Below are 24,391 nucleotides of genomic sequence, written 5' to 3' on the forward strand. Positions count from 1 at the left end.
GGCCTTCGGCCCCCCTTATCCATCCCTCAGCCGCGTCGCTTCGCTCCTTTGCGGCGGCTGCGCCGCCTTTTCTTGGTCCAAAACCTTCTCCTTATGTCTATTGCTATAAATGCTCGTTTCTTATTGGCCAACAAATTAGAGGGCATTGGCTGGTATAGCTATGAAATTCTCAAACGCTGGGTAGAACAGCATCCTGAAGAAGAGTTTGTCTTTTTCTTTGATCGTCCCTATGCTCCTCAGTTTGTTTTTGGGCCCAATGTGCGGCCTGTGGTGCTTGGTCCCCCGGCCCGGCATCCCATTTTGTTTTATCTCTGGTTTGAGTGGAGCCTGCCCGCCGCCTTTAAAAAATATGGTTGCGATCGCTTTTTTTCTCCAGATGGCTTTTTGTCTTTGCGGGCCAAAATTCCCACCCTTTTAGTGATTCATGATATTGCCTGGAGGCATTTTCCAGATTTGGTCCCTTGGGCCCACCGCAAACACTACGAATACTTTATGCCCAAGTTTATTGCCGCCGCCCAAAAAATTGCCACGGTCTCTGATTACTCCAAACAGGATATTTTGGCCCAGTTTCCGGCTGCCCAAGGCAAAACCTTCTATAGCTATAATGGCTGCCACCAAAGCTATCAGCCTTTAGAGGATTTGGAGCAAAAGGCGGTTCGGCAGCAGTATGCGGATGGCCAAGATTACTTTTTGTACCTTGGTTCTATTCATCCGCGCAAAAATATGCTGCGGCTTTTGCAGGCTTTTGAGGACTTTAAAGCCAAAAGCAACTCGCCCATTTTGCTTTTGGTGGCGGGCCGTTTGGCTTGGCAAAACGATGAGCTCAAAAGCTATTTGGACCAAATGCAGTACCGCTCTTCGGTCCGTTTGCTGGGCTATTTGCCCCAAGAAGAGCTGCCCAAAGTATTGGGAGCGGCCTATGCGCTGCTCTACCTCTCTTTATTTGAGGGTTTTGGTTTACCTTTATTGGAGGCGGCAGCGGCGGGGGTGCCTAGCTTGGGGGCCAACAGCTCCTCTATGCCCGAGGTGGTTGGAGCTGCTGGACTGTTGGCCGATCCTTATTCTGTAGCCGATATCAGTGATCAAATGCAGCGCTTGGTCCAAGACAAAGCCCTTTATGACTCATTAAAAGCGGCCACGGCCCAGCAAGCTAGCCATTTTTCTTGGCAACAAGCTGCCGAAGAGCTCTGGACCGAACTAATGGCCCTGAAGGTTTAGGCGGCGAAGCCGCCCTTTGGGCGCCCCAAAGGGGCGCTTTTTACGGCCTAGCGATGCGGAGGGGTGGCCCAAAGGGCCAGACCAAACAGGCGAAGCCTGTGAAGGGCCGAGCAGACCTGCGAGCCCCAAAGCGTAGCGGCCGCCGAAGGCGGCAGGCCCCAAAAAAACATTAAAATGAGCATTCTAAAAAAAAGATGAATAGAGTTCTGTATTTTTGAGAAAAAGAGAAGATGAAATACCCATTATTCTTGGGCCTTTTGCTTTTATTTTGCGCCTGCGAAAACAGCATGCAAGACATAAAGCGCTTTGAGGGCATGGCCAATTCGAGCGTAGAAGAAGCCACCGAAGTAGAGATGTTGTATAGTGATTCGGCAGTGGTTCGGATGCGTCTGCAAGCGCCTTTGATGCAAGAAGACCGAGATGAAAAAGAGCCCAAACGCATCTTTCCGGAGGGGGTAGATGTAGAGTTTTATGGGCGTGACAAGCAGATTAGCAGCCACTTAACAGCTCTTTATGCAGAATACTCGGAGAAAAAGCGTTTTATTGTGCTACAGGATAGCGTAGTGATTCATAATAGCCAAGGCGAGCAACTAGAAACCGAGGAGCTTTTTTGGGATGAGCGCAAAAATGAGATCTATTCTGACAAATTTGTTAAAGTAACTACCCCTACCGAAGTCATGCAAGGCTATGGTTTTCGTTCAGATATTGAGTTTAAGAACTGGGAAATTGATTCGCTTAGCGGTATCTTTGAGAGCAGTAGTTTGTTAAAAAACCCCGAATTTTAGGCCTTGGCCAGATTATATATATTATGTATACACAGCTTTTAATCATCTTAGCCTTTCTTTTTGCTTCAGGCTTTTTCTCTGGAATTGAAATTGCTTATGTGTCGGCCAACCGTTTACGGATTGAGCTAGAAAAGAAAAAGGGCAGCCGCCGAGGAAAGATATTGGCCCAATTGATTGATGAGCCTTCCGAGTTTTTGGGCACCACCTTGGTAGGGAATAACATTGTGCTCATTGTCTTTTCTATTTTGGCCGAGGAGTTTATCTTGACAGAGGGCTATATGAATTTGGCCGCTAGTTTTCCGGATACCACGGCTCAGCTTCTTTTGGTCACCCTTTTGAGTACCCTAGTTGTTTTGGTATTTGGAGAGCTGATGCCCAAGGTTATTTTTCGGGCTACGGCTACGGCCAGCCTCTTCTTTTTTGCCCTGCCATTTTCTATGATTAAATGGGTGCTCACGCCTGTAGTTTGGGTGATGGTCCAAACTTCTTATGCGCTTTTGCGCATCTTTTTGGGCATTCAGCCAGAAGATGAAGAGCAGGTATTTACCAAGCTAGACCTAGAGCATTTTATGAAGAGCATCAAACCCTCTAATTTGGAAGGTATTGACCAGACGCTTTTCCAAAATGCGCTCTACATCAATAATGTAAAAGTGCGGGATTGTATGATTCCCCGTAATGAAATTCAAAGTATTGAAATCAATAGTTCTATAGAAGATTTGCGAGAGAAGTTTATTAGCTGCCGCAACTCTAGAATCATTGTCTATGAGGATAATATTGATGAAATCAAGGGCTATGTGCATCATCAAAAGTTATTAGAAAAACCGGATAGCATCCAAAATATGCTCTTTGATATTCCAATTGTGACCGAGTTTATGCCCGTTCGGGACCTGATGAACTCTCTGATCAAAAATAAGGTGAATATTGCTTGGGTGGTCGATGAGTTTGGCGGAACCTCGGGCATTGTGACCTTAGAAGATATACTGGAAGAAATCTTTGGTGACATCTCTGATGAGTATGACCCAGAACCCGAGCATCAGCAGGTTTCAGATTCGGAGTATTTGTTGGCGGGCCGATTAGATATTGACATGATCAATGAAGAGTATGAACTCAATCTGCCAGAAAGCGAGGACTACCATACTCTTTCGGGCTTTTTGGTCACGCAAATGGAGGCCATTCCCCAGCAGGGCGAAAGTTTTCACCTCCAAAATTATGAGTTCATCTTTGAGCAGGTAAGCGACACCCGCATAGAATTGGTCCGCCTGATTCGACTCTACGAACTGGAAAACGAGGATTAAGGTAAAGGGTATTCAAACCATTGCGGCGAATTAATAGTCTATAAAGTGGAAAATAACTCCCCCTTTATTTTAAAAAATAGGACTATGAAAATCAATTTGCTGAGCGCTGCACTGCTCGTTTTTGGCGCCTCTTTGCTCCTGAGCTCTTGTTTCAAAAGAGATAATGCCGACTGGACCTTTACGCAGGATAATGCCGTTTCTTCAGAGCTCTTTCAAGATGTTTACAAACAGGTAGATGAAACCGCCCAATCTGATGGCAACCTCAAGAGCTGCGCTAATGTAACGCTCTCCGATACCTTGGGCAACTTCCCCAATACCGTTACTATTGATTATGGTTCGGCTTGCTTGGGCAGCGATGGCCGCCTGCGTTCTGGAAGCATTCAGGCCGTATTTACTGGCCGCTGGAGAGATGCGGGAACTACCGTTACTATCGAGCTTCAGAATTATAGCGTAAATGATTACGCCATTGCCGCTAATGTAACGGTGACCAACAATGGCCGCAATACCGCAGGCAATATGTCTTATGCTGTAGAGGTGGATAATGGCCAAATTATTGACCCCGATGGCAATAGCATTTCTTGGGAAGGAACCACCAGCTACGAATGGACCGAAGGCGAAAACACTACCTTCTTTAGCGATGGCCTAGCCGGTATCCGCGATGATGCCTATAGCATTACAGGCAACTCTTCTGGCATAAACCGAAATGGCTCTGCTTATACCTCAGAAATTATCGAACCGCTAATCCGCCGCCTCAATTGTAAGTGGATTACCGCCGGAGAAATTGAATTGACGCCCAATAATGGCGACCCCAGAGTGATTAACTTTGGTAATGGCGATTGTGATGCCGCTGTTACGTTTAGCTTTAATGGCATTAGCTTTAATTTTCTTCTGCCGTAAAGACTTAACTTTTGATTGATGTTTTAAATGGCCTGTACCTTAGTTGGTATGGGCCATTTTTTTACTAATACGTCTATTGTGTAGGTTGTTCTATATATGTGTTAAAATAATATGAGTTTTGAATAGCTTTGTAAATATGCTGTTATAAATATTTACTTTTGGGGTAGAACAAAGTCAAAACACACCTTTTATGAAACAACTAATCCCTGTCTTTTTCCTCTTTCCTTTTTTTGCCTCAGCCCAGATTGTCTGGCAAGAGAACTTTGATGCCTATATCGATGGAACAACGGTGGGCGATAATGCCAATGTTAGCAATACGGCCTCGGATTGGCAGACAAGCTGCCCAACTTGCGCCAATGCCAGTGATTATTTGGCGGTCCAAAGTGGCCTGCTAGAATGCCGAGACCCCAACGGTCCCGCTACATGGACCTCCGAACTGATCGATCTCTCTAGCTATCCCGGCCCCTTTAGCTTTTCTATGGATTTTACAGAAACGGGCAGTTTGGAAGGCTGTGATCCCGGCTGTGGCGTGAGTTGCGTAGATTGGATCCGCCTAGAAGTAAGCCTCGATGGTGGCGCTTTTGTGAGCTTGACGAGCCCCAATGGCGGGACTTGCAATAATGTGGCCGCAGGCGGCGATTTCCTGCTGATCGGAGAGTTTGGCAGCTATAGCTATCAGGCGGCTTGCTTTACGGCTTCTTCCATTCAACTTAGAGTCAGTTTCCAAAATTGGGCTAGCAGCGAATATATGTCTATGGATAATGTGGTCATTGCCCAAGATACGGTCCTTTGTACGGCTCTAGATCTCAAAAGTCTGGCCTTTGAGGCTGATTATCAAGATCAAAATCATTTGCTGAGCTGGGATATCGAGATGGAAAATGAAGAACTAGAAAGCATCTGCCTAGAGCAATCTGTAGATGGAAGCACTTTTGTCCCTCTTCAATATTTTGACGGACAGCAACTCAAATATCAGTTTTTGCAGGATCAGCCGCTGCCCAGCTATACTTATTATCGCCTAAATTTGAAGCGAGAAAATGGCGGCAGCTATTACTCTAATATTAAGGCCCTAAATGGCCCAAATAAAAGCGCAGACTTTAGTTTAGGGCCCAATCCTTTAGCTGCCGGCCAAGAACTACAGCTGTTTAGCCAACTCCCCATCCAGGAGCTAAAGTTGTATAATTCTCTGGGCCAAATTCTGCTCATAGAAAAAGACAAGAAAAGCATCCAAATCCCAAAATCCTGCCCAGCAGGTAGTTATATTCTACAAATTAAGGCGGCTGGCCTGATGTATTACCGAAAAATAGAAGTCCTCTAACCCTATTTCTTAAGTCCCTCTGCTTGCAGTTTGGGATTTTTTTTTGGGGCTGCCCCTTCCGCTAGGTTGAAACCCAGCGCAAAGCGGTATCGCTTTGCGAAGCGATACAAAATGAGGGTTAAAACCCTCATGAATTATCGGCCGGGTCGGGCCATTGCGCAGCTCGCAGGTCTGCTCGGCCCTGCAGCGGCTGCGCCGCTTTGGTCTGCCGCCTTCGGCGGCCCTGCTACAGCCCCTCAGCCGCGGGCCTTCGGCCCTTTTAAAAAACGGTATTGCTTCGCAATCTTTTATTATTGGCCGAAGGCCAATCGGCCTAGGGGCCTGAAAGGGTGGCCGAAGGCCAGACCAAGGGCGAAATGAAATGAGCCCGCAGGGCCGAGCAGACCTGCGAGCCCTGCAAGGGCCCGGCCGCCATAGGCGGCAGGCCCCAAAAAAAATAAAGAGAGCTCCAGAAAAAGAAAAAAATCAACCTATTTTTGCCCCGCTTGTTAAAACCAAAAAGCAAGACGAAATATGGCATATAAAAGCATGAAACAGGCCCTCTTGGATTTAGAACAAACAGGGCAGTTGGTTCGGATAAAGCAGGAGGTAGACCCTTATTTGGAAATGGCAGAAATCCATTGGCGTGTATTTGATGCCCAAGGACCCGCTATCCTTTTTGAAAATGTGAAGGGCAGTAAATTTCCAGCAGTCTCTAATTTATACGGCACTATTGAGCGAACCCGTTTTTTGTTTCGCCATACTTTGGCCAAGGTGCAAAAGGTCATTGAGCTGAAAATTGACCCCATGCAGCTCATGAAAAAGCCTGGCCGTTATCTTGGTACGCCCTTTACCGCCCTGACGGGCCTGCCTCGAAAAGCTTGGAGCAAGCCCATAAAATATGGAGCGTGTAAAATCTCGGAGCTGCCACAAATTCAGGCTTGGCCCATGGATGGCGGGGCCTTTATTACCCTGCCTCAGGTGTTGAGTATGCCGCCCAAAGACCGCAATGTGATGCACTCTAATTTGGGGATGTACCGCATTCAGCTGTCGGGCAATGACTATAAAATGGATGAGGAAATTGGTCTGCACTACCAAATTCATCGGGGAATTGGGGTGCATCATAGCCAATACAACCAAACAGATGACCCTTTTAAGGTCAGTATTTTTGTGGGGGGACCGCCCTCTCATGCTTTTTCGGCCATTATGCCTTTGCCCGAGGGCTTGTCAGAAATGACCTTTGCGGGCCTGCTGAACGGTCGGGCCTTTCGCTACTTTTGGGAGGATGATTATTTGCTTTCTGCCGATGCTGATTTTTGCATTACGGGAGAGGTGGTCAAAGGCAAAAAGAAGCCCGAAGGGCCTTTTGGCGACCATCTGGGCTATTATAGTCTAAAACATGATTTTCCCTATATGAAGGTGGACAAGGTGTATCATCGGAAAGATGCCGTTTGGCATTTTACGGCAGTGGGTCGCCCACCAGCAGAGGATTCTAGTTTTGGTTATCTGATTCATGAGCTGGTCAAGGAGCTGACGCCCCAAGAGTTTCCGGGCCTCAAAGACATTCATGCCGTAGATGCGGCGGGTGTGCATCCGCTTTTGTTGGCGGTGGGCAGCGAGCGCTATATGCCCTTTAGAGAGCGGCAGCCAGAGGAAATCTTGACCATAGCGAACCGAATTTTGGGTAGTGGACAAACCTCCTTGGCCAAATTTCTCCTCATTGCCGCCGATGGCGATCGTCCACAGCCCTTAGATACCCACGATATGCCCGATTTTTTCCAGCACCTACTAGAACGAATCAATTGGGAGCGGGATCTGCATTTTCAGACCAAAACCACCATTGATACCCTAGATTATTCGGGTTCTGGCTGGAACCAAGGCTCAAAAGTCGTCATGGCTTGTTGTGGACCAAAATTGCGGGAGCTTGGGCGCGAATTACCTAGACATCTTCGTTTGCCGCAAAACTTTAAGTCGCCTCAGCTTGTTTTACCGGGCGTGCTGGCCATCCAAGCTGCCGCTTTTAAGGATCAAAAAAGCGCCAAAGCAGAGCTCGATCAATTGACGACAGAACTGTCGGGCCAAGATTTAGAGCAGTTTCCGCTAATCATTTTGGCCGATGATTCGGCCTTTATGGCCCAAACGCTCAATAACTTTTTGTGGGCGGCCTTTACTCGGACCAACCCCTCGCATGATATTTATGGGGTCAATAGTTTTGTGGAGTTTAAGCATTGGGGCTGTAAGGGACCTTTGATTTTGGATGCCCGCATCAAGCCGCATCATGCGCCAGTACTAGAAATGGATCCAGCCGTTAGTAAAAAGGTGGATCAATTATTTGCAAAAGGGGGCGTTCTCGCTCATATAAAATAAAAGCTATGGGATTTTTTGATCAGTTATTTGGAAAGCAGGAGGGGCAGAAGCAACAACTGGCCTTGCCTTGGCAGCCTTTGCGCAGCCTAAACGATTTGGAGGCCGCTTTGGCCCAATCGGAAAATGAAAAGATCGTTTTGTTTAAGCATAGTACCCGCTGTTCCATCAGCTCGATGGCCAAAAGACGCTTAGAGCGAAGCTGGGACTATGCAGAAGGGCAGGGGCCCAAGATGTACTTTTTGGACCTCATCGCCTACCGAGAAATCTCTAACGCCATTGCCGAAGAATTGGGCGTGATGCACCAATCTCCTCAATTGATTGTGGTCCAAAATGGGCAGGCCCTGATGGATTGCTCTCATTCTGATATTCACTGGGAGGAATTGCAGGCAGTACTTTAGGTTTTGGGGCTGCCCCGGCCTTTGGCCGGGTCGGGCTGTGCCGGGCTCGCTGCTCGCTCGGCCCTTCGCAAAAAATGCTGCGCATTTTTGCTCGGTCTGGCCCTGCGGGCCACCCTATCCATCCCTCAGCCGGGCGGGCTTCGCCCGCCTCTGGACCATAAAAAAGGCCAAACCCAGAAGGGTTTGGCCTTTTGCTTTAGTCGAGTGGACGGGGAGGAATGATTTTCCAGTCATAGTCATCTATTTCTGCATCATCTTGAATATCCTCCTCTTCATAGTAAATTTGTTGCTCTTGAATGAGCAGCCCCAATTTATTCAATTGCATAGCAATTAGGGCTTCTACTTTAGGCTCTAGCTCGGCTAACTGATAGCCTTTTAGGCTTTGCTCTTGCTCTAGAGCGGCTAAAGCTGCTTGCAGGCTAATGTTAGTCATGTTTATCTTGATTTAGTTTGTTACTTAAAAGCCAGCTTTAGCCGAAACCTCTAGCATACGATCGATACATTTTCTGCCTTCTACGATCTGTTTTTCTTGCAGATGGATTTCGGGTAGCTCGTGCTTCATGCAGAGATAAAGTTTCTCCATGGTATTGCGCTTCATATGGGGGCATTCGTTGCAGGCGCAAGTATTATTGGGCGGAGCGGGAATAAAGGTCTTTTCGGGATTGGCTTTTTCCATTTGGTGGATAATGCCCACTTCGGTAGCGACGATAAACTCCTTAGCTGTAGACTCGGCCGTAAAGCGGAGCAAAGAGCTGGTAGAGCCTACATGATCGGCCATATCGAGGAGGTGGGCCTCACATTCGGGATGGGCAATAAGTAGGGCATCGGGATGGCGTTCTTTGAGCTTAACGATCTTTTCTTGCGAGAAAATTTCATGGACCATGCAGGAGCCGTTCCAGAGAATCATATCGCGGCCCGTTACCTTATTGAGGTAAGCACCAAGATTTTTATCGGGAGCAAAGATGATGGGTTTATCTTCGGGAATGCTATCAATAATGGCTTTAGCATTGGTAGAAGTACAGCAAACATCGGTTAGGGTTTTGAGGTCTGCGGTACAGTTAATATAGCTCACGACCACATGATCGGGATGTTTTTCCTTAAACTTAGCAAAAATGGGAGCGGGGCAAGAATCGGCTAGAGAGCAACCTGCCTTGAGGTCGGGCAAAAGCACCTTCTTGCTAGGGTTGAGCATTTTGGCGGTTTCGGCCATAAAGTGGACCCCCGCAAAAACGATAATATCGGCATCGGTATTGGCGGCTTGTTGGGCCAGGCCGAGGCTATCGCCAATATAATCGGCAATATCTTGGATTTCGCTTTCTTGGTAATAGTGGGCCAAAATAATGGCGTTCTTCTCCTTTTTGAGTTTTTCGATTTCTTGGACGAGGTCCAAAGTGGGATCTACTTCTAGATCTAGAAAACCGTTAGCGTTGAGGTTTTCTTGGGCATTTTGCAAGAGTTGGCTCATAATCAGTGTCAATTATATTGAAAAGTGGAAGCCTGAATTCAGGACAAAAAAAAGGCGATCTACAGGGCCGAAGGCCCGCAGGCCTAGCGATGCGGAAGGGTGGCCCGCAGGGCCAGACCGAGCCGCTGAAAGCGGCGAAGGGCCGAGCGAATAGCGAGCCCTGTAGCGTAGCGCCGCAAGGCGAAGCCGCAGCGGAGGCCCCAAAGAGCAAACAAATATAAGCTTATTTTTAGAATTAAACTAAGCTTTGCTTTAGTTCTAAACTAAGTAAGGGCTAAGGGGGTTAAGAAAAGAGGAAAGAATTTAATAATTCTGAAAAAGTTGTATCTTGAAAATTGAAATGAGCGTCAATTTTACTGCAATTGGGTAAAGTGAAATTTTTAGAGTATGCAAGCAAAAACGAGGGCCGAACAATCGGCATTGACCGATGAGGAACTGGTACAGTTGATTGTGCAAGAGGGGCAGAGTGATTTATTTGGGGTTTTATATGACCGTTATGCGCCTTTGGTGTATCGCAAGGCGGTTTCTTTGGTCAAGCGAGAGGCTTTGGCGGAAGATTTGACGCATGATATTATGCTAAAGATTTTTACCAAATTGTCGCAATTTGAGGGGCGGGCCAATTTTTCTTTGTGGGTCAATACGATTTCCTACAACCATTGTATGCAGCATTTTCGGAAGAACAAGCGGAGGAAAGAAGAGGAGGTGCCTGAGGAATTTGATATAATGAGCGAGGATGATATTGAGGCCGAGCAGCAAGAATTATTGGAGGCCAATGTGAAAGAACTGCAGCGTTGTTTGGCCAATATCAAAAAGGATTATAGCGTAGTGTTGTCTATGCGATATTATGCAGAGATGAGCATTAAGCAGATGGCGGAGGCCCTAGAAATGGGCGAAAGTGCCATTAAGATGCGATTGAAAAGGGGCCGAGAGTGGTTGGCCTCCTGTATTTCTCCAGCCAAAAAATAGGGAAGATGAAAGATTTGTTTAAAAATATGCATTTGGATAAGCAGCCGCCAGAAAAGCTCAAAAAGGTAGTCATTTCGGAGCTCGAGACCCTAAAGTTGGTGGGGGAGTTTCTCGATTTATTTGGGCCAACTTTTTTCAAGGCCAATTTTCAGCTCTTGGGAGACTGCAGTGAAAAGCTAGAAAAAAAGAAAAAATAATGTGACCAAGGCCAGGCTTTGGCCTCTATTAGTAGGTTGGGCTACTGTTGAACAATAGCCTTAAATTTTTGTTAATCATGGGAGATATTAGTAAGTGGACCGAGTTGTTTTTTGCTTCATTACAAGCCACCACCTCGGCCATTATGTCGGCTTTGCCTGCTTTATTTGGGGCGCTATTTGTTTTTTTTGCGGGGCTCTTTATGGCCAAGTTGATCAATAAAGGGCTGAGTAAATTGCTCAAAAAGGCTCGTTTTGACCAATTGGCGGAGCGGATTCAGCTTTCGTCTTTTTTAGAGAAGGCCAATATTAAGAAAACGCCAAGCGAGCTGATGGGCAAAATGGCCTATTGGCTGGTCATGTTGTTGGTCATCACCACGGCCTCAGATATTTTGGGCTGGACCGTCATTTCCAAAGAAATTTCTAAGCTAATTAGCTATTTGCCCACCCTCTTTTCGGCCATTGTCCTCTTTGTGATTGGAGGCTTTGCGGCCGGCTTGGTTCGGGATATTATTAAGGGGGCTACGGCCTCTTTGGGCATTGGAGCGGGCAAGATCATTAGCCAGATCGTGTATTACATGATTTTTATCATTATTAGTCTGACGGCCCTCCAACAAGCCGGGATTGATACCTCTATCATCAGTTCTAATCTCTTTATCATTTTGGGTGCCATTATGGGTTCTGCGGCCATCGCCTACGGTTTTGCCTCCAGAGATATTTTGGCCAATATTTTGGCGGGCTTTTATGGCAAGCGGCTGTTTGAAGTAGGGCAGGAGGTTGAGATTAAAGGCATTCGCGGCCAAATTATCGACATTAGCAGCATTGCTATTACCCTACAAACCGAAAAGGAAAAAGTGGTGATCCCCAGCCAAAAATTTATTCAAGAAGAAGTAAAAATATATAAACAAGCTAGTAGCGACTAGCCCAAATAACGAAAACTATGAAGTACTTATACCCCCTCCTGTTCCTTTCTTTTTTTGCTGCAAACTCCCTTTTGGGGCAGCATAAAGCCGTTAGTTTTGACTATGAAAAGGCGGCCTTTAATAATAATCAACCGCTGCCCGCCGAAACCCATATTTTGCTACAGGGAAAGGCCCCGCAGGAGGTCAATTATGTAGAAATTGCCGTTTATAATGATAAGGGTAGCGAAAAACGCCTGCCGCTTTATGTGGCCGCCTGGAAACGCCCCTTTGATAAACTCACCACAGAGTTTAATCTCCCGATCAATTATAAGCTGCGGGGAAGTACCGAATACGATTTTAAAATTAGCTTTTTTCGGCCCATCACAGCCCAAGAACAAATGGCGCTGCAAAGCCAACTCTACCAACATCTAGATGCCTATTTGGAGCAAACTTTGGGCCTGAGCAAGAGCAGTATTCAGCTCAATAGAAGCAATCATCAGGTGATAACAGACCTGAATAAGATTGTCAAAACCGGCCTAAAACACTACCGCAGCGCTACCAATATTCAGTTTGATGGCTTTTCTGATATTATCAAACAAACGCTCCGCCGAATCGAAAAAGCCAAGCTGTCTAAGGGCAAGTTCCTCTTTTTGGGCAAAACTAAGGATGAGGCCCGCATCGAATACCGCAAAAAACTCATCGCCGATCTCAAAACTCTCATTCACGGCGAATTGGACCAAATTCTACAGACCAATTTGGCCAAATTGAGCGATAGTCGCTATATCAACGACTATGAAACAGAGAAAACCGACCGCCAGCTGTCTATCCAACTCGGCTATGGGGGCACTTATGTCGATGGCGATTTTTCTAATCTCTCCATCGGCAATGCAGCCTTTATTGGCCTGGCTTTTCCTCTGGGCAAGCGCGCTTTTGCCCCCCGAATTCTCAGCAATACGGCCATCACGGTGGGCGCCTATGTCAATAACTTTAAGGACCTAGGCCAAAATGGCAACGACCTCAGCGGCCCTATCTTCAAACGCCCAGTATATCTAGGCCTCAGCCACAAATTGTATCAGTTTATTTACCTCAATGCAGGCGCCACTTTCTTGGAGGAGGCCAATACGGCAGGCCAGATTTCGGGCCTAGGTAGCCGCGTGTATGTGCGTCCAAATTTTGGCATTAGTGTCCAAATTAACCTGACGGCAAAGTTAGAGCGTTAAGTATTTTTTTTGGGGCCTGCGGGCTGCGCCCGCCGCTCCCTTTCAGGGCTCGCAGGTCTGCTCGGCCCTGCGCCGCCTTCGGCGGCTGGGTCTGGCGCTTTGCGCCACCCCTACAGGCAGCTAGGCCTGCGGCGGCTCCGCCGCCTGCCCACCGCAAAACTTCTTCCCTCAATTAAACGCTTCTTCCTATGTCTAGATATTTCCCTTTGCTTACGGCTTTTTTATTCTCTTCGCTCTTTTTACAGGCCCAACAAACCGATTTTCACTGGAAAATTGGCGCCTCTACGGGCTTTAGCCAATATTATGGCGACCTCAACGAGCGCCTCTGGACCTCCCAATCCGCTTATGGCAATGCCGAGGAGATGGCCCGCTATTTAAGTTATCAAATTTCCCTAGAAAAACGACTGTCTGCCGCCTGGACCCTCCGCCTATCGGGCAGTAGCCACCTCATGAGGGCCAATGACCGCTACCAAAACCAAGCTGGCGAGCTGCAAAGCGATGACCCTTATTTTGACCGCGCCCTCAATGCCGAAATGCAGCTCTATAGCGGCCAAGCCGATTTTGTTTATTATACCGATAATGGCCGCATTTTTGGCCCTAATGCGTTTTGTACGCCCTTTTTCTCTTTGGGCCTAGGCTTTAGCCACTTTAGCAGCAAAGCCGATTTGTATCTGGCCAATGGACAGCGCTACCATTATTGGTCCGATGGCCAAATTTATAATTTAGCCGAAAATGACCCTAATGCTCATCTCGCCTTTGAAATGGAGCAGGATGGCATCTTTGAAACCGATCTGCAAGCACTAGAAACAGAGGGCCAAAATTATTCGCCCTGGACCTGGCAGGCCAGTTTGGGCCTTGGGCTCAAGTTTCGCCTGGCCCAACGCCTCAATCTACAACTACAAACGCAGTTATTCTATACCTTTAGCGATTATTTGGATGATGTCAGTGGCGATTATCCCGATAATTATAATAGTACAGCTCAAGCCTATGCCGCCAACCCCAATAACCAACAGGGCCAAAAAAGAGGAAGCGATAACCGTAATTTTGATGCCTTTAGCTACAACTCTTTGGGGCTCTATTACAGCTTTGGCTGGAGCAGCAGCGAATTTGATGCCCCCATCATTTTTACCAATGAACTGAGCTTGCTCCAAACTAGAGAAGCCGCCCAAGCCGCAGATAGTAGCCAAGCGAGCACCCAAAAAACGGAGATAGAAAAAGTAGGAGAAACACCGCAAGCAGAGAGCTATGCCGCTACTCTCGCAACTAATCATTTGGCCAATCGCTTGGCGCTTTTGGAGGCAGAACAACAGCAACAAGAACTTTTATTGGCCCAAGAACAAGCGACCCAAAATATAGAAAAGCTTAGAAATGAGCTGCTGCGAGAACAGGCCCTATTGCGAGAAAAGCTCGAGCATGAGCAGGCCCTAAATGAAATCCGTTGGACATGGTTGCGGCAGCAAAAAGGGGGGCAAAATATAGAAATTAGGACCATAGACAGTTTGCCTACACTCATCAAGCGAGATACCATCTATCAAGTAGATACCGTATACCAGGAGCAGCAATTGGTCCAAATAGATACTGTAGTAGAAGCGGGCCAAAGTCGAGTAGATACCGTTTATCAGCAAGAGCAGAAAGTAGAAGTGATTCGAGATACCTTGGTCCAAATAGACACTGTTTATTTGACCAAAACAGAGACCGAAATCATTGAGCGGGATTCTATTATTATCATAGAGCAGGAAGTGCCTCGTTTTGACAGTACGGCACAGGCCGAGCTTTTGGGGCTCAACAAGCAGTTGGAGCTCATAGATATGCAATTGCGGGACAGCAGTCAGCAGTTGTTGGACCTACAAGTGAGTTTGGCCAATTTGGGTTTGGCTATGAGGGCCATCAATGAGGGGGCCAATGACAGTCTTTTGGCCGCTGCCGAGGCCAACCGCTTGGCCTTAGAGCAAGAGCTACAGCGGGCCAGAGACCAGCGAGATACCAGCATCATTTATTATGACAACAAGCAAGAGCTGCAAGAAAAATTGGCCCAATTGCGCTTAGATTTGAAAAAAATGCGTCGAGATTCTGTGACCCAAGCCGAAGAACAGCGTCTAGTAGTTGTTGATACCGTTTACCGCCAATTAGCCGATTCTGCGGCCCTAATGGAACTTGCTTTGAAAACCAAGGAGTTAGCTGATTTAAAAGCGGCTTTGGAGCAAAAAGAAGCAGAATTGGCGGCTTTGCCTCAACAGCAAAATGAGGCAGAACTAGCGGCATTGCGGGCAGAAAATCGAAGATTGAAGCAAGAACTGCAAGACATCAAGCAATCTGTAGGTATGCTAGGCGAGCTCAATCGGCAGCTAAAAGAGCAGCCGAGGGCCAATGCGGGGCAATACAACAGCCGAGTTTACTTTGCCAATGCTTCTGCCGAGCTTAGTATTCAGGCGCAGCGGAGTTTGGACCTTATTGGCAGTATTATGCAGCAGCAGCCCAACTTAAAGTTGGACATTGCTGGTTATGCCAGTAAAACGGGCAACAGCCAAAAAAACGAGGCCTTATCTGGGGCTAGAGCCGAGGCGGTAAAGCGCTACTTATTGGAGCGGGCCCAGCTAGGGGCCGATCGGATAACGGTAGCGGCCTTTGGCGAGCGGAAATCGGAGGGGAATGCCTTGGAAGACCGCCGGGTAGAGCTACGGCTCTATTAGTGGTCCAGCTTTGGCGCCCGCAGGGCGCCCACTACCGGCCCTAGGGCCGGTTTTGGCCGGGCCGAAGGCCCGGCAGCCGGCTGAGCTGCCCGCCGCAGGGCCGCGCAGTGGCCGACCCAGGCAGCTTTGCTGCCGCAGGGCCGAGCAGACCTGCGAGCTGCAGAGGGGAGCGACCCGACCGAAGGGAGGGGCAGCCCCAAAAAAGAGAAAAAGAACTTAAAATCGACTTAATTTTAAAGGCTTAACTTAATTTAGACTTTTGTCCGGCCTTAAAATAAAAACTTATAAATCTGTTAAGGCTTAATTTTAACATAATTGAGTCTTTAGATATATAGAAATTTTATACATTTGCACAGCATTAAGTTAGTAGTTAAGCGCTTAACTTATAGTGAAAAATAACTTATTAACCATGAGATCCCTATACCTATTATTTATCTGTATGCTTTGGGCTGCGGCTACATTTGGGCAGTTAGAAGCAGAGATTGCGGAAGAATTTCGGACGCTTTCGGAGGGCAGTCAGTCTGCTTTTGTGATGAGTTTGCCGACGGGGGATAGCAAGTTGGTGAAAAAGGCTTGGGCCAAATACAGCAAGAAAAAGTTTAAGAAAAAGGCCAAATACGAGAAGGGCGAGGATCGGATGTTTACGGATGATGCTCGGATTAAGGACATGAGCACCAATACCGTTGATTTGTATGTTCGGACCGTGATCGTGGGGGAAGACAGTTTAGAATTTGTGCTTTGGTGCAATTTGGGGGCGGTATATTTATCGGGCAAGGAGTATCCGGATCGGGCCAATTTGGCTAGGGGGTACATGCAAGAATTTGCGAGCCTTATCTTTTTAGATATCTTGAAAGCGAGGGAAAAGGAAGAGAAAGCGGTTTTGAAGCTACAGGAAAAAGAGGCAAAAAAGCAGGAAAAGGCCATAGCTAAATTGGCCAAGAAGATTGAAAAATACCAAGAGGAGATAGCGAAAATAGAGGCAAAAATAGGAGAAGTAGAGGAAGAAAAGGGAAAAGAGGAGGAGGTTTTATTGGAGCAAAAGAGCAACATAGAGGGGCAAGAAGAGGAGATCAAGTTGTTGCAAAAAGCGATACAGCTACAAAAGAAAAAATAGCATATACCTTATAAAAAGCTCATTTGTTGAGTTTTAAAATATACTTGAAGAACGAGTATACTACTGAGCTGCTGAAATAATGCAGTAGGAAAGAACCGGCCCTCCCTAAGGCCTTGTACAAGGCTGTTTTCTGAAAGGTCCTCCCTAAAGGTCTAGAAAAGAGCTGGCGAATAATAGAAGAAACAAGTTCTTATAGTTGGTTTTTGAGTTTTGGAATTGGTTGATGGGAGTAGCTGTTGTGCTGCTCCCATCTTTTTTTTGTTAGACTAAGTTGTATCGTTTGGGGGCGATTAAACTGTGTGGGTCTAGGCTATTTTTAATTTCTTTGATGGTTTGCCAGAACGCGTCCTCTTCATTTTGGCAAAAAAGGGCCATTTGTTCAGTAGAGAGGCGATAGGGAAAAATGGCTAGTTTTTCGGCTGCTTCTTGGAGGACCCTTTGGCTCCATTTCTTTGCATTTTTGCTTGCTTCGGGGTCATTCCGGTCAAAATATACGCGGAAAAAGCCTTCGAAGGTAGTATCATCTAGGCTAGCAAGATTATAGAAAGGGCGGACTTTCATATCGAGGCTAATCTTATAAATAAGCTCCATAAGTTCTAGACAAGACGGGCCGTGAAAAGGAACTGCAAGAAGGGCTACGGCCATACCTGGAAAATTTTTATTAGTATCTACTTCATGAGCTGATTGCACAGAAGTTTGTTGGAGTTTGGCCATAGTTTGGATACTATAATCTGAAGGGCAGCCATTATAGAGGTCTCTTAGTACTTCTTGGTAGGGGTGGCTACAGCTTGTTGTGCTGCTGCTAGAAACAAACTCAATTTTTTGACAATATTGGGCGAGTTGTAGGGATAGCTCTGTTTGTAAAAACTGAAGCAGGCTAGTACTGCCCGAAAAAGACCCTATAAGGGTCCATTGTCCATTGTAGTCAAAGGGATTGCCTTCAGTGGTTCGAGGGTCATTTTTATTGGTGAGTAAAATTCCCTCATTGAGCATATTACCTTGTCGGAGTTTTCTGAGCTTTTGGATAATAGGAGTTAGCTGCTCCTCTTGGAAGTCGGCAAAAAAAAGAATTCCGCTGCTTTGCGGTTGTAATTGGATAATGGCTCTAGTTGTGATTCCTAGATTAGATTGCGTGAACAGTCCGTTGAGATCGGGGCCTAGGCCGGCAGAATAATAAATAGGTGGGGGAGAGCTAGATGTTTTGTGAAAATGCCAGAGGCCTGTCTGTAGCCATTTGCCTGAAGGGAGCAAGATTTCTAGGCCCAAAAGGCGTTGTCGTCTATGAAAAAAGGCAGAAGCGCCACGATCTAGAATATTGCCCAGAATACTTGTTGATTGAGAAGACCCAGTGAGTGGAAATTTTAGTGCAAGCTGGTGTCTTTCTAGGTAGTCATGTAGGTCTTTTTGAGTCACTCCAGCACCAATGATAGCATACTCTAGTTCCTCAGATACCTCTATAGACTTCCATTGATTAAGGTTGATCAAAACGGCGGGCCCCTCTACGGGGAGCTTTGACCCTAGCCCCCAGTTAAAGCCAGAGCTAATAGGGTATAGTTTAAGCCCTTCTTTCTTTGCTAAGGCTAAAATAGCCGCCAATTCTTCTTGGCTAGTTGGGCGTAGCTCGGCAAGAATATTTGGGGCCGGGTATTCGGTGAGGTTTTCTTTGGCTGCCTTAGGAGCCATAGATATAGCCATGGCTGGAAGAATACCTAAAAAGTATTCTTCTAGAGTAGAAATAGAGTACATGTTTAGTTGAAGTTAGTTGCAAGTAGCCGGACTGGCTTGAGCAAGTTGAAGAGATAAACCTAACTCCATTAAAGTAGACGTGTAGCGATCATCTGGATAACAATACTCGCTTCGGCCAAAGGCATTAGGGACAGGGCTAAAGCTATATTCTGTAAATATAGCCTTTGTATGCTCAGGAGGCATCGCTAGCAAATAGTCTAGCTGCATTTTTTTTCCCAGATCTATACAAAGACCAATCAAATGTTGTAATAGTCCACATTTTCTTGCCCTAGGAGCCACCCAAGCTCCACAGATTTCAGCAAGTTGGCCTTTATGACGACAAATTTTAGGAAGTAAGTCGGGGCTGTCTACACAAATAGCATGGCTGAGTGGCAACTCATAAGGTTGTTGCTCCAAACGCTCTAAACGAATTCCTGCGAGTATTTCATCAAATTCATCATAAACAGCAAAAACAGTGACAGCAGGCTGATTATACCAAGGGGATAAAGTAGAACCCAAGGGGCCAACACCAAAAGCCGCTAAGACCTCCAAATGCTTCTGATGGTAGTCTCTAGACAACTCAGGCTCTGCTATAGCATTAAATTGCTTAATGCGATAACTTAAGTAAGGGGGATGGAAAAACATAGTAAACCGTGGTTCTGAATTAGCTAAGATAGGTCGTAGTTAATGATTATGCCGTCGGTTTATGCTTATTTGCTGGCCAACTGCAAATATAGCAAAATATATAGTTGTGGAAAATAATCTAAAACTTTCCTCAAGTTTTGTTTGAAGTTATAGTTTTGCAAACTGACTACCTTAGCCGTTTCTCCTTACTTTTAGTCCAAAATAATCTTGAAGTAGCTGAAAACTCAGCGCTAAGAAAAAAAATAGAGAAGCCAAGACCGCAACTTTATAATTTAATCCGTAATTTAGCCCCCTAAAGGACAAATTTTGTCATTCAACACCTAACTATATAGGCTATGAATTTAGCTGACGCTATAGAACATACTTTTTTAAAAGCAAATGCTAGCTCTTCTGACATCGAACAACTTTGTCAAGAGGCTATCGATCATAAATTTGCAGGGGTTTGTATCCCGCCTTTTCACGTTAATACGGCCAAGTACTTTTTAGCCAATTTTGAGCAACGCCCCAAAATTGTTACCGTCATAGGCTTCCCTATGGGCTACTCAACCATTTCTGCAAAAGTAGAAGAGGCCAAAAGAGCTACCGCCGAAGGCGCCGATGAGGTCGATATGGTCGTTAATCTTGCCGCCGTTATGGATGGCGAGTGGAGCTATGTGCAAAATGATATCGACTCGGTTACCCGAGCGGTGCACCTACACGGAAGCACCCTCAAGGTTATCCTAGAAACTAGCCTGCTCGATAATATCCAAATGCAACGCCTCTGCGATATTTGTATGGAAATTGGCGTAGACTATGTCAAAACTTCTACCGGTTTTCAAGGCGGAGCTAGCCCTGAGGTGGTCCGCCAACTCAAAGGCTTTCTCAAAGGATCTGAAGTGAAAATTAAGGCCTCTGGCGGAATCAAAACCCCAGAACAAGCCCAACAACTTATTCAGGCCGGCGCTAGCCGATTGGGGACCTCTTCTGGCCTCGAATTAACTCAAGCCGCCAAAAAATAAGCTTATGCGTCCCTTTTTTTTGCTCTTTTTTAGCCTTTTTTTCCTAAATTCGCTCAGCGCTCAGCAAGCCATAGAAAAAAATGAGGAGCCCAATATCCGAAGATTACTCGACCTTAGAAAAGAACTCAACTTTGAAGAAAATCGAGAAATTAAGGCCTGGGGCATCCAACTTATGGTGAGCCGCGATAAATATAACCTGCTAGAAAAGCAAACGCGATTTAACCGAAAAGAAGAAAAAAAAGCCAACTGGACCTACAAACAACCTTATTACCGACTAAATTGGGGCGCCTACTACACTAAATTAGAGGCCTATATGCAGCTCCAAAAAGTTAAAGAAGATTTTCCAGGCGCTTTCGTCTATAAAAATAATCAGGCAAAGGCTAGCGAGTTCTAAACCCGCAAACCTAAAGCCTTCAGCCACTCTCCTCTGGACGAGTGGCCTTTTTTTTGTCTTTTTTTTAGCCAAAACTTGACAACACCCTTTTTTATGTTTATACTTGGTTTGTATCTGTGGCAACTAATTGTTTTATTTATCTAATCTGTACTATTTGTTACTGCTGTTATTTTGGGGCTGCCCCTCGCTTTGCTCGGGTCGGGCTGTGCCGCAGCTCGCAGGTCTGCTCGGCCCTGCGGCGGCTTCGCCGCCTGGGTCTGGCCTTCGGCCACTGCTATCCATCCCTCAGCCGAGGCGGCTTCGCCGCCTAACTAGCGCCAAGCATCAGCCTAGACAAGTTCAGTACAGCTGGCTGCATGGGTCAGAAAATTAGTCACCTACTCTAGTGTATACATTGAATGAATTAAAAAACAACGAAACATAGGCCTGTCGTTTAGGGCCTGTTGTTGGCCAATTCATTCTGCATTCATAAATCTATAAACATGAAAACGAATTCTTATTTCTTGGCCTTTGTATTCTTGCTCTTGGCCAGCTTACCCATCTTGGCCCAGGAAGATGGAGAGTACTACTCTTTAGAAGAAGCCCTAGCCGCTGACCCCAAAGAGGTCTATGGCCTCTACCTTTCACAAGAGAACTTTAGCAGCGGCCTTCCCAAAGGCCTAGAGGCCTTTACTAATCTCAAGGAATTGATGATAAACAATAGTAAACTGAGCAAGTTGAGCGATATCTGGGGCGCTTTTCCCAATTTGGAGTATTTGGACCTAAGCGATAATCGTATTGAAGAACTCCCCCCCAGCTTTAGCCAGTTGAGCAAACTGAAAACGCTTTCTTTGTCTCATAGCAGAATTGGTTCAGCTTCCCTCAAGCAAATTGCAGCCCTTAAGAACCTAGAAGAACTTAGCTTATCTAATGATACAACATTTCGTTCGGCCAATTGGGATGCCTTCGCTAGCCTGAAAAAACTCAAAAAATTAGAGCTGGACGGCTGCTGGCTTAAAGAATTTCCTAAAGTCTTTGCTCAACTGCCTGCCTTGACCTATCTAGACCTACACACGCATACTATTGAAGAAATTAGCGTCTCTTTTGGCCCAAACTTAGAATACTTAGACCTAAGTGAGAGTCGTTTAACATCTCTGGATATTGAGGCTAAAGGTTTAAAGAGTTTATTGATCGCATCTCCAATTCGCAGATTTCCTAAGCGATTGGATCAACTGACTTACCTCAACTTGCAGGGCTCTATACACTCCAATATACCTTCTGAAATTATGGCTTATAGCCAACTTAAAGAATTAGTTTTTCGTGGTACTACTATGCGTGAAGTATCTGCAAATTTAACTCAACTTAAGCATCTAGAAAAACTAGACCTAAGTCGTAATGAAATAGAAGAACTTCCTGCCTTTTTTTCCGAACTCCCTAACTTAAAAGAGTTGAATTTAGATAGTAATCTTTTGAGGGTTAATAGTTTAAAGGAGCCAATGAGAAAGCTGAAGGTACTTAGTATTAACCACAATATAGTGACAATGAAGGAAACTTTCTTTAAGGGGAAGTATATGCCAGCCTTAGAAGAGCTTTATATGAGTCGTGGTAGCTGTTATAATACGCCAGATTTTACTGGGGCAAATCAGTTGAAAATTATTTATATGGATGACCATAGTGTAAGTAATGTTCATCCTTCTTTGGCAGAGCTCCCATTACTAGAAGTATTGGATCTCTCTGGTAATGAGGAGTTAATTTTTCCAGCAGGGATGGAGAAGCTCCCCCTCACTAGCCTTAATATTTCTTCTTGTACAAATTATTTTGGGGACGATGGTAAGATCTACGATTTTCCGGCCTTTATCGCCAAATTACGGAATCTAGAATTCCTAGAAATAGCCAATGTTCCTTATGCTGAATTACCTGATAATTGGGCCTCTAAAGCGATCCTAGACTATTTGGATGTTTCTGGAACAAAGCTGCCTTATAAAGAGATCAAAGAGATTGGAGTTGATCTAGAGGAATGCACAATTGTTAGATAATAAACGCTAATTAGTTTAAAATAACAGCCCCAACTGCCTCGCTAGTTGGGGCTGTTATACTTTATTTAAGGCCCAAAAAAGAGGCGCTTTGCGCTAAAAGTATACTATTTTAACAACTTGGAAACAGTTGGCACAATTATCAGTAAATTAGCTCATTAGTAACATTTAAAATCTATAAACATGAAAACGAATTCCCTTTATTTACCCTTCTTGTTTTTGCTTTTGGCCAGTTTTCCCATCTTGGCCCAAGAAGATGGAGAGTACTACTCTTTAGAAGAAGCCCTAGCCGCTAATCCAAAAGAAGTCTATATCCTTGATCTTTCAGAAGAGAGCTTTAGCCGCCTTCCCGAAAGCCTAATGGCCTTTACTAACCTCAAGGAATTGAGCGTGAATGGGATTGAACTGAGCGAAATGGGCGACATTTGGGGGGCTTTCCCCAATTTGGAGTATTTGGACCTAGACGATAATGCCATACAGACGCTTCCTTCTAGTCTTAGCCAATTGAGTAGGCTGAAAACGCTTTATTTGGCCAGTAATGAACTTGGTCCAGAGGCCCTAAAGCAAATTGCCGCTATCCAAAGTCTAGAAGAACTCAATTTATCTAGAAATACAGCAATAACCGGCGCCGATTGGAGCGTCCTTGCTAGCCTGAAAAAACTCAAAACATTAGAGTTGCTTCGCCTTAATCTTAAGGAATGCCCCAAGGTTTTGGGCCAACTTCCTGCCTTAAATTATCTGGACCTAGGCGAAAATAAAATTGAAGAAATTAAGCTTTCTTTTGGGGCCAATTTGCAAAACCTAGATTTAAGCAAGAATCCCCTGCATACTCTAGATATTCAGGCCGAAGGTTTGAAGGATTTGTTTTTGGATCGCACAAAAATTCAAAATCTGCCCAATCAATTGGCCCAACTCAATTACCTGAGCTTGGATAACTGTGGCATGGAGGAGGTCCCCAGCCAAATTATTGCCTATAGCCAACTTAAAGAATTGAGCCTTATTGGAAATGAAATTGCCGAGCTGCCCGAAAGCTTAACGCAACTTCAACAATTAGAAGAGCTATTGCTGAGCAATAATACCTTGATGGAAATTCCTGCCTTTTTTGCCCAAATTCCCAACTTGACAGAACTACATATAGATAACAATCTGCTTGTTGATAATAATTTGGAGGCGCCCATGAAAAAGCTAAAGCTCCTTTACCTTAGTGAAAATCTTACTGGCCCCAGTTTCTTTAAGGGCCAATATATGCCTGCCCTAGAAGAGCTCTATATGAGTGATTGCTTACTTTTTGGTACGCCAGATTTTACAGGCGCCACAAAGTTGAAAAGCATTTACTTGGATGGAAATATGATTGATAAAATTCATCCTTCTTTGGTAACACTCCAAGAGCTAGAAGAATTGGACCTCTCTAATAATGAGAAGCTGATTTTTCCTAAAGGGATGGAAAAACTCCCCCTCATTAGCCTTAACATATCTTCTTGTATAGGTATGGATGACCTTTTGGATGATGATGTAGTCTATGAGTTTCCAGCCTTTATTGTGCAGCTTCCTAAGCTAGAATCGCTAGAAGTGGCCAATATGCCTTATGATAATCTGCCTAAGGTTTGGGCTTCTAAGGCCACCCTATTGTATTTAGATGTTTCTGGAACAAAGCTGTCTTATGAGCAAATCAAAGAAGTAGGGCTTCATCATGATAAATGTGATATTATTTGGGAATAACCGCCCATTGGCCTGAAAACAACAGCCCCAACTAGCAGGCTAGTTGGGGCTGTTGTGGTCCAGAAAGGCGGCGCAGCCGCCTTGGCTGAGGGA

The 24,391-nt window shown here is 45.5% G+C and carries 21 protein-coding genes; 17 read left to right on the forward strand and 4 right to left on the reverse strand.

Annotation, left to right across the window (positions count from 1 at the left end; all coding sequences use genetic code 11):
* Positions 1–93: 93 nt before the first annotated feature.
* From SAPGRDRAFT_RS09805 to ytxJ, 7 genes are all read left to right on the forward strand, one after another.
* Complete coding sequence (locus SAPGRDRAFT_RS09805) at positions 94–1,218, forward strand: glycosyltransferase family 4 protein (protein ID WP_002659106.1); 1,125 nt, start codon at positions 94–96, stop codon at positions 1,216–1,218.
* A gap of 230 nt (positions 1,219–1,448) precedes the next feature.
* A complete protein-coding gene (lptC, locus tag SAPGRDRAFT_RS09810; RefSeq protein WP_002659108.1) occupies positions 1,449–2,003 on the forward strand; it encodes an LPS export ABC transporter periplasmic protein LptC in 555 nt (184 codons plus the stop codon).
* A gap of 23 nt (positions 2,004–2,026) precedes the next feature.
* Complete coding sequence (locus SAPGRDRAFT_RS09815) at positions 2,027–3,298, forward strand: hemolysin family protein (RefSeq protein ID WP_002659109.1); 1,272 nt, start codon at positions 2,027–2,029, stop codon at positions 3,296–3,298.
* Positions 3,299–3,382: 84 nt separating this feature from the next.
* Complete coding sequence (locus SAPGRDRAFT_RS09820; protein ID WP_002659112.1) at positions 3,383–4,195, forward strand: hypothetical protein; 813 nt, start codon at positions 3,383–3,385, stop codon at positions 4,193–4,195.
* Between the two features lie 190 nt (positions 4,196–4,385).
* On the forward strand, positions 4,386–5,510 hold the full coding sequence (locus tag SAPGRDRAFT_RS09825; RefSeq protein ID WP_002659114.1) for a T9SS type A sorting domain-containing protein: 1,125 nt from the start codon (positions 4,386–4,388) through the stop codon (positions 5,508–5,510).
* A 513-nt stretch (positions 5,511–6,023) separates the two neighbouring features.
* Positions 6,024–7,856: a UbiD family decarboxylase gene (locus tag SAPGRDRAFT_RS09830; RefSeq protein WP_002659116.1), complete on the forward strand. Its 1,833-nt coding sequence runs from the start codon at positions 6,024–6,026 to the stop codon at positions 7,854–7,856.
* A 5-nt stretch (positions 7,857–7,861) separates the two neighbouring features.
* Positions 7,862–8,254 carry a bacillithiol system redox-active protein YtxJ gene (ytxJ, locus tag SAPGRDRAFT_RS09835; RefSeq protein WP_002659118.1) on the forward strand — a complete coding sequence of 131 codons (393 nt, stop codon included), beginning with the start codon at positions 7,862–7,864 and terminating at the stop codon, positions 8,252–8,254.
* Positions 8,255–8,450: 196 nt separating this feature from the next.
* Here ytxJ and SAPGRDRAFT_RS09840 read toward each other — a convergent pair whose 3' ends face one another.
* Both SAPGRDRAFT_RS09840 and nadA read right to left on the reverse strand, forming a co-directional pair.
* Positions 8,451–8,687, reverse strand: a complete 237-nt coding sequence (locus SAPGRDRAFT_RS09840; RefSeq protein ID WP_002659120.1) for a hypothetical protein — start codon at positions 8,685–8,687, stop codon at positions 8,451–8,453.
* A 24-nt stretch (positions 8,688–8,711) separates the two neighbouring features.
* On the reverse strand, positions 8,712–9,719 hold the full coding sequence (nadA, locus tag SAPGRDRAFT_RS09845; RefSeq protein ID WP_002659122.1) for a quinolinate synthase NadA: 1,008 nt from the start codon (positions 9,717–9,719) through the stop codon (positions 8,712–8,714).
* A gap of 387 nt (positions 9,720–10,106) precedes the next feature.
* Here nadA and SAPGRDRAFT_RS09855 point away from each other — a divergent pair, with 387 nt between their 5' ends.
* From SAPGRDRAFT_RS09855 to SAPGRDRAFT_RS09880, 6 genes are all read left to right on the forward strand, one after another.
* The gene (locus SAPGRDRAFT_RS09855; RefSeq protein ID WP_002659123.1) at positions 10,107–10,685 is read left to right on the forward strand and encodes an RNA polymerase sigma factor; all 579 of its coding nucleotides are present in this window, start codon (positions 10,107–10,109) and stop codon (positions 10,683–10,685) included.
* Positions 10,686–10,690: 5 nt separating this feature from the next.
* Positions 10,691–10,882 (forward strand): hypothetical protein, encoded by a 192-nt coding sequence (locus SAPGRDRAFT_RS09860; RefSeq protein ID WP_002659125.1) that lies wholly within the window; start codon positions 10,691–10,693, stop codon positions 10,880–10,882.
* Positions 10,883–10,959: 77 nt separating this feature from the next.
* Complete coding sequence (locus tag SAPGRDRAFT_RS09865) at positions 10,960–11,802, forward strand: mechanosensitive ion channel family protein (RefSeq protein WP_002659127.1); 843 nt, start codon at positions 10,960–10,962, stop codon at positions 11,800–11,802.
* Between the two features lie 17 nt (positions 11,803–11,819).
* Positions 11,820–13,001: a hypothetical protein gene (locus tag SAPGRDRAFT_RS09870; protein WP_002659129.1), complete on the forward strand. Its 1,182-nt coding sequence runs from the start codon at positions 11,820–11,822 to the stop codon at positions 12,999–13,001.
* A 188-nt stretch (positions 13,002–13,189) separates the two neighbouring features.
* Positions 13,190–15,691 carry an OmpA family protein gene (locus SAPGRDRAFT_RS09875; RefSeq protein WP_002659130.1) on the forward strand — a complete coding sequence of 834 codons (2,502 nt, stop codon included), beginning with the start codon at positions 13,190–13,192 and terminating at the stop codon, positions 15,689–15,691.
* Between the two features lie 409 nt (positions 15,692–16,100).
* Positions 16,101–16,805, forward strand: coding sequence for a hypothetical protein (locus SAPGRDRAFT_RS09880; RefSeq protein WP_002659132.1), 705 nt, complete (start codon positions 16,101–16,103; stop codon positions 16,803–16,805).
* A gap of 261 nt (positions 16,806–17,066) precedes the next feature.
* Here SAPGRDRAFT_RS09880 and SAPGRDRAFT_RS09885 read toward each other — a convergent pair whose 3' ends face one another.
* Together SAPGRDRAFT_RS09885 and SAPGRDRAFT_RS09890 are read right to left on the reverse strand one after the other, a co-directional pair.
* Positions 17,067–18,551, reverse strand: coding sequence for an FAD-binding protein (locus SAPGRDRAFT_RS09885; RefSeq protein WP_002659133.1), 1,485 nt, complete (start codon positions 18,549–18,551; stop codon positions 17,067–17,069).
* 12 nt (positions 18,552–18,563) lie between these two features.
* The gene (locus SAPGRDRAFT_RS09890) at positions 18,564–19,175 is read right to left on the reverse strand and encodes a hypothetical protein (protein WP_002659135.1); all 612 of its coding nucleotides are present in this window, start codon (positions 19,173–19,175) and stop codon (positions 18,564–18,566) included.
* A 335-nt stretch (positions 19,176–19,510) separates the two neighbouring features.
* Between SAPGRDRAFT_RS09890 and deoC the strand changes: the two genes are divergently transcribed.
* The 4 genes from deoC to SAPGRDRAFT_RS09910 all read left to right on the forward strand — a co-directional run bounded on the left by deoC (position 19,511) and on the right by SAPGRDRAFT_RS09910 (position 24,298).
* Complete coding sequence (deoC, locus tag SAPGRDRAFT_RS09895; RefSeq protein WP_002659136.1) at positions 19,511–20,173, forward strand: deoxyribose-phosphate aldolase; 663 nt, start codon at positions 19,511–19,513, stop codon at positions 20,171–20,173.
* A gap of 4 nt (positions 20,174–20,177) precedes the next feature.
* Positions 20,178–20,567 (forward strand): hypothetical protein, encoded by a 390-nt coding sequence (locus SAPGRDRAFT_RS09900; protein WP_002659139.1) that lies wholly within the window; start codon positions 20,178–20,180, stop codon positions 20,565–20,567.
* Between the two features lie 482 nt (positions 20,568–21,049).
* Complete coding sequence (locus tag SAPGRDRAFT_RS09905) at positions 21,050–22,582, forward strand: leucine-rich repeat domain-containing protein (protein ID WP_002659141.1); 1,533 nt, start codon at positions 21,050–21,052, stop codon at positions 22,580–22,582.
* Between the two features lie 180 nt (positions 22,583–22,762).
* The gene (locus SAPGRDRAFT_RS09910) at positions 22,763–24,298 is read left to right on the forward strand and encodes a leucine-rich repeat domain-containing protein (RefSeq protein WP_002659143.1); all 1,536 of its coding nucleotides are present in this window, start codon (positions 22,763–22,765) and stop codon (positions 24,296–24,298) included.
* Positions 24,299–24,391: the final 93 nt, after the last annotated feature.

Origin of the sequence: Saprospira grandis DSM 2844 (assembly GCF_000275825.1) — a bacterium.
GTDB classification, from domain to species: domain Bacteria; phylum Bacteroidota; class Bacteroidia; order Chitinophagales; family Saprospiraceae; genus Saprospira; species Saprospira grandis_A.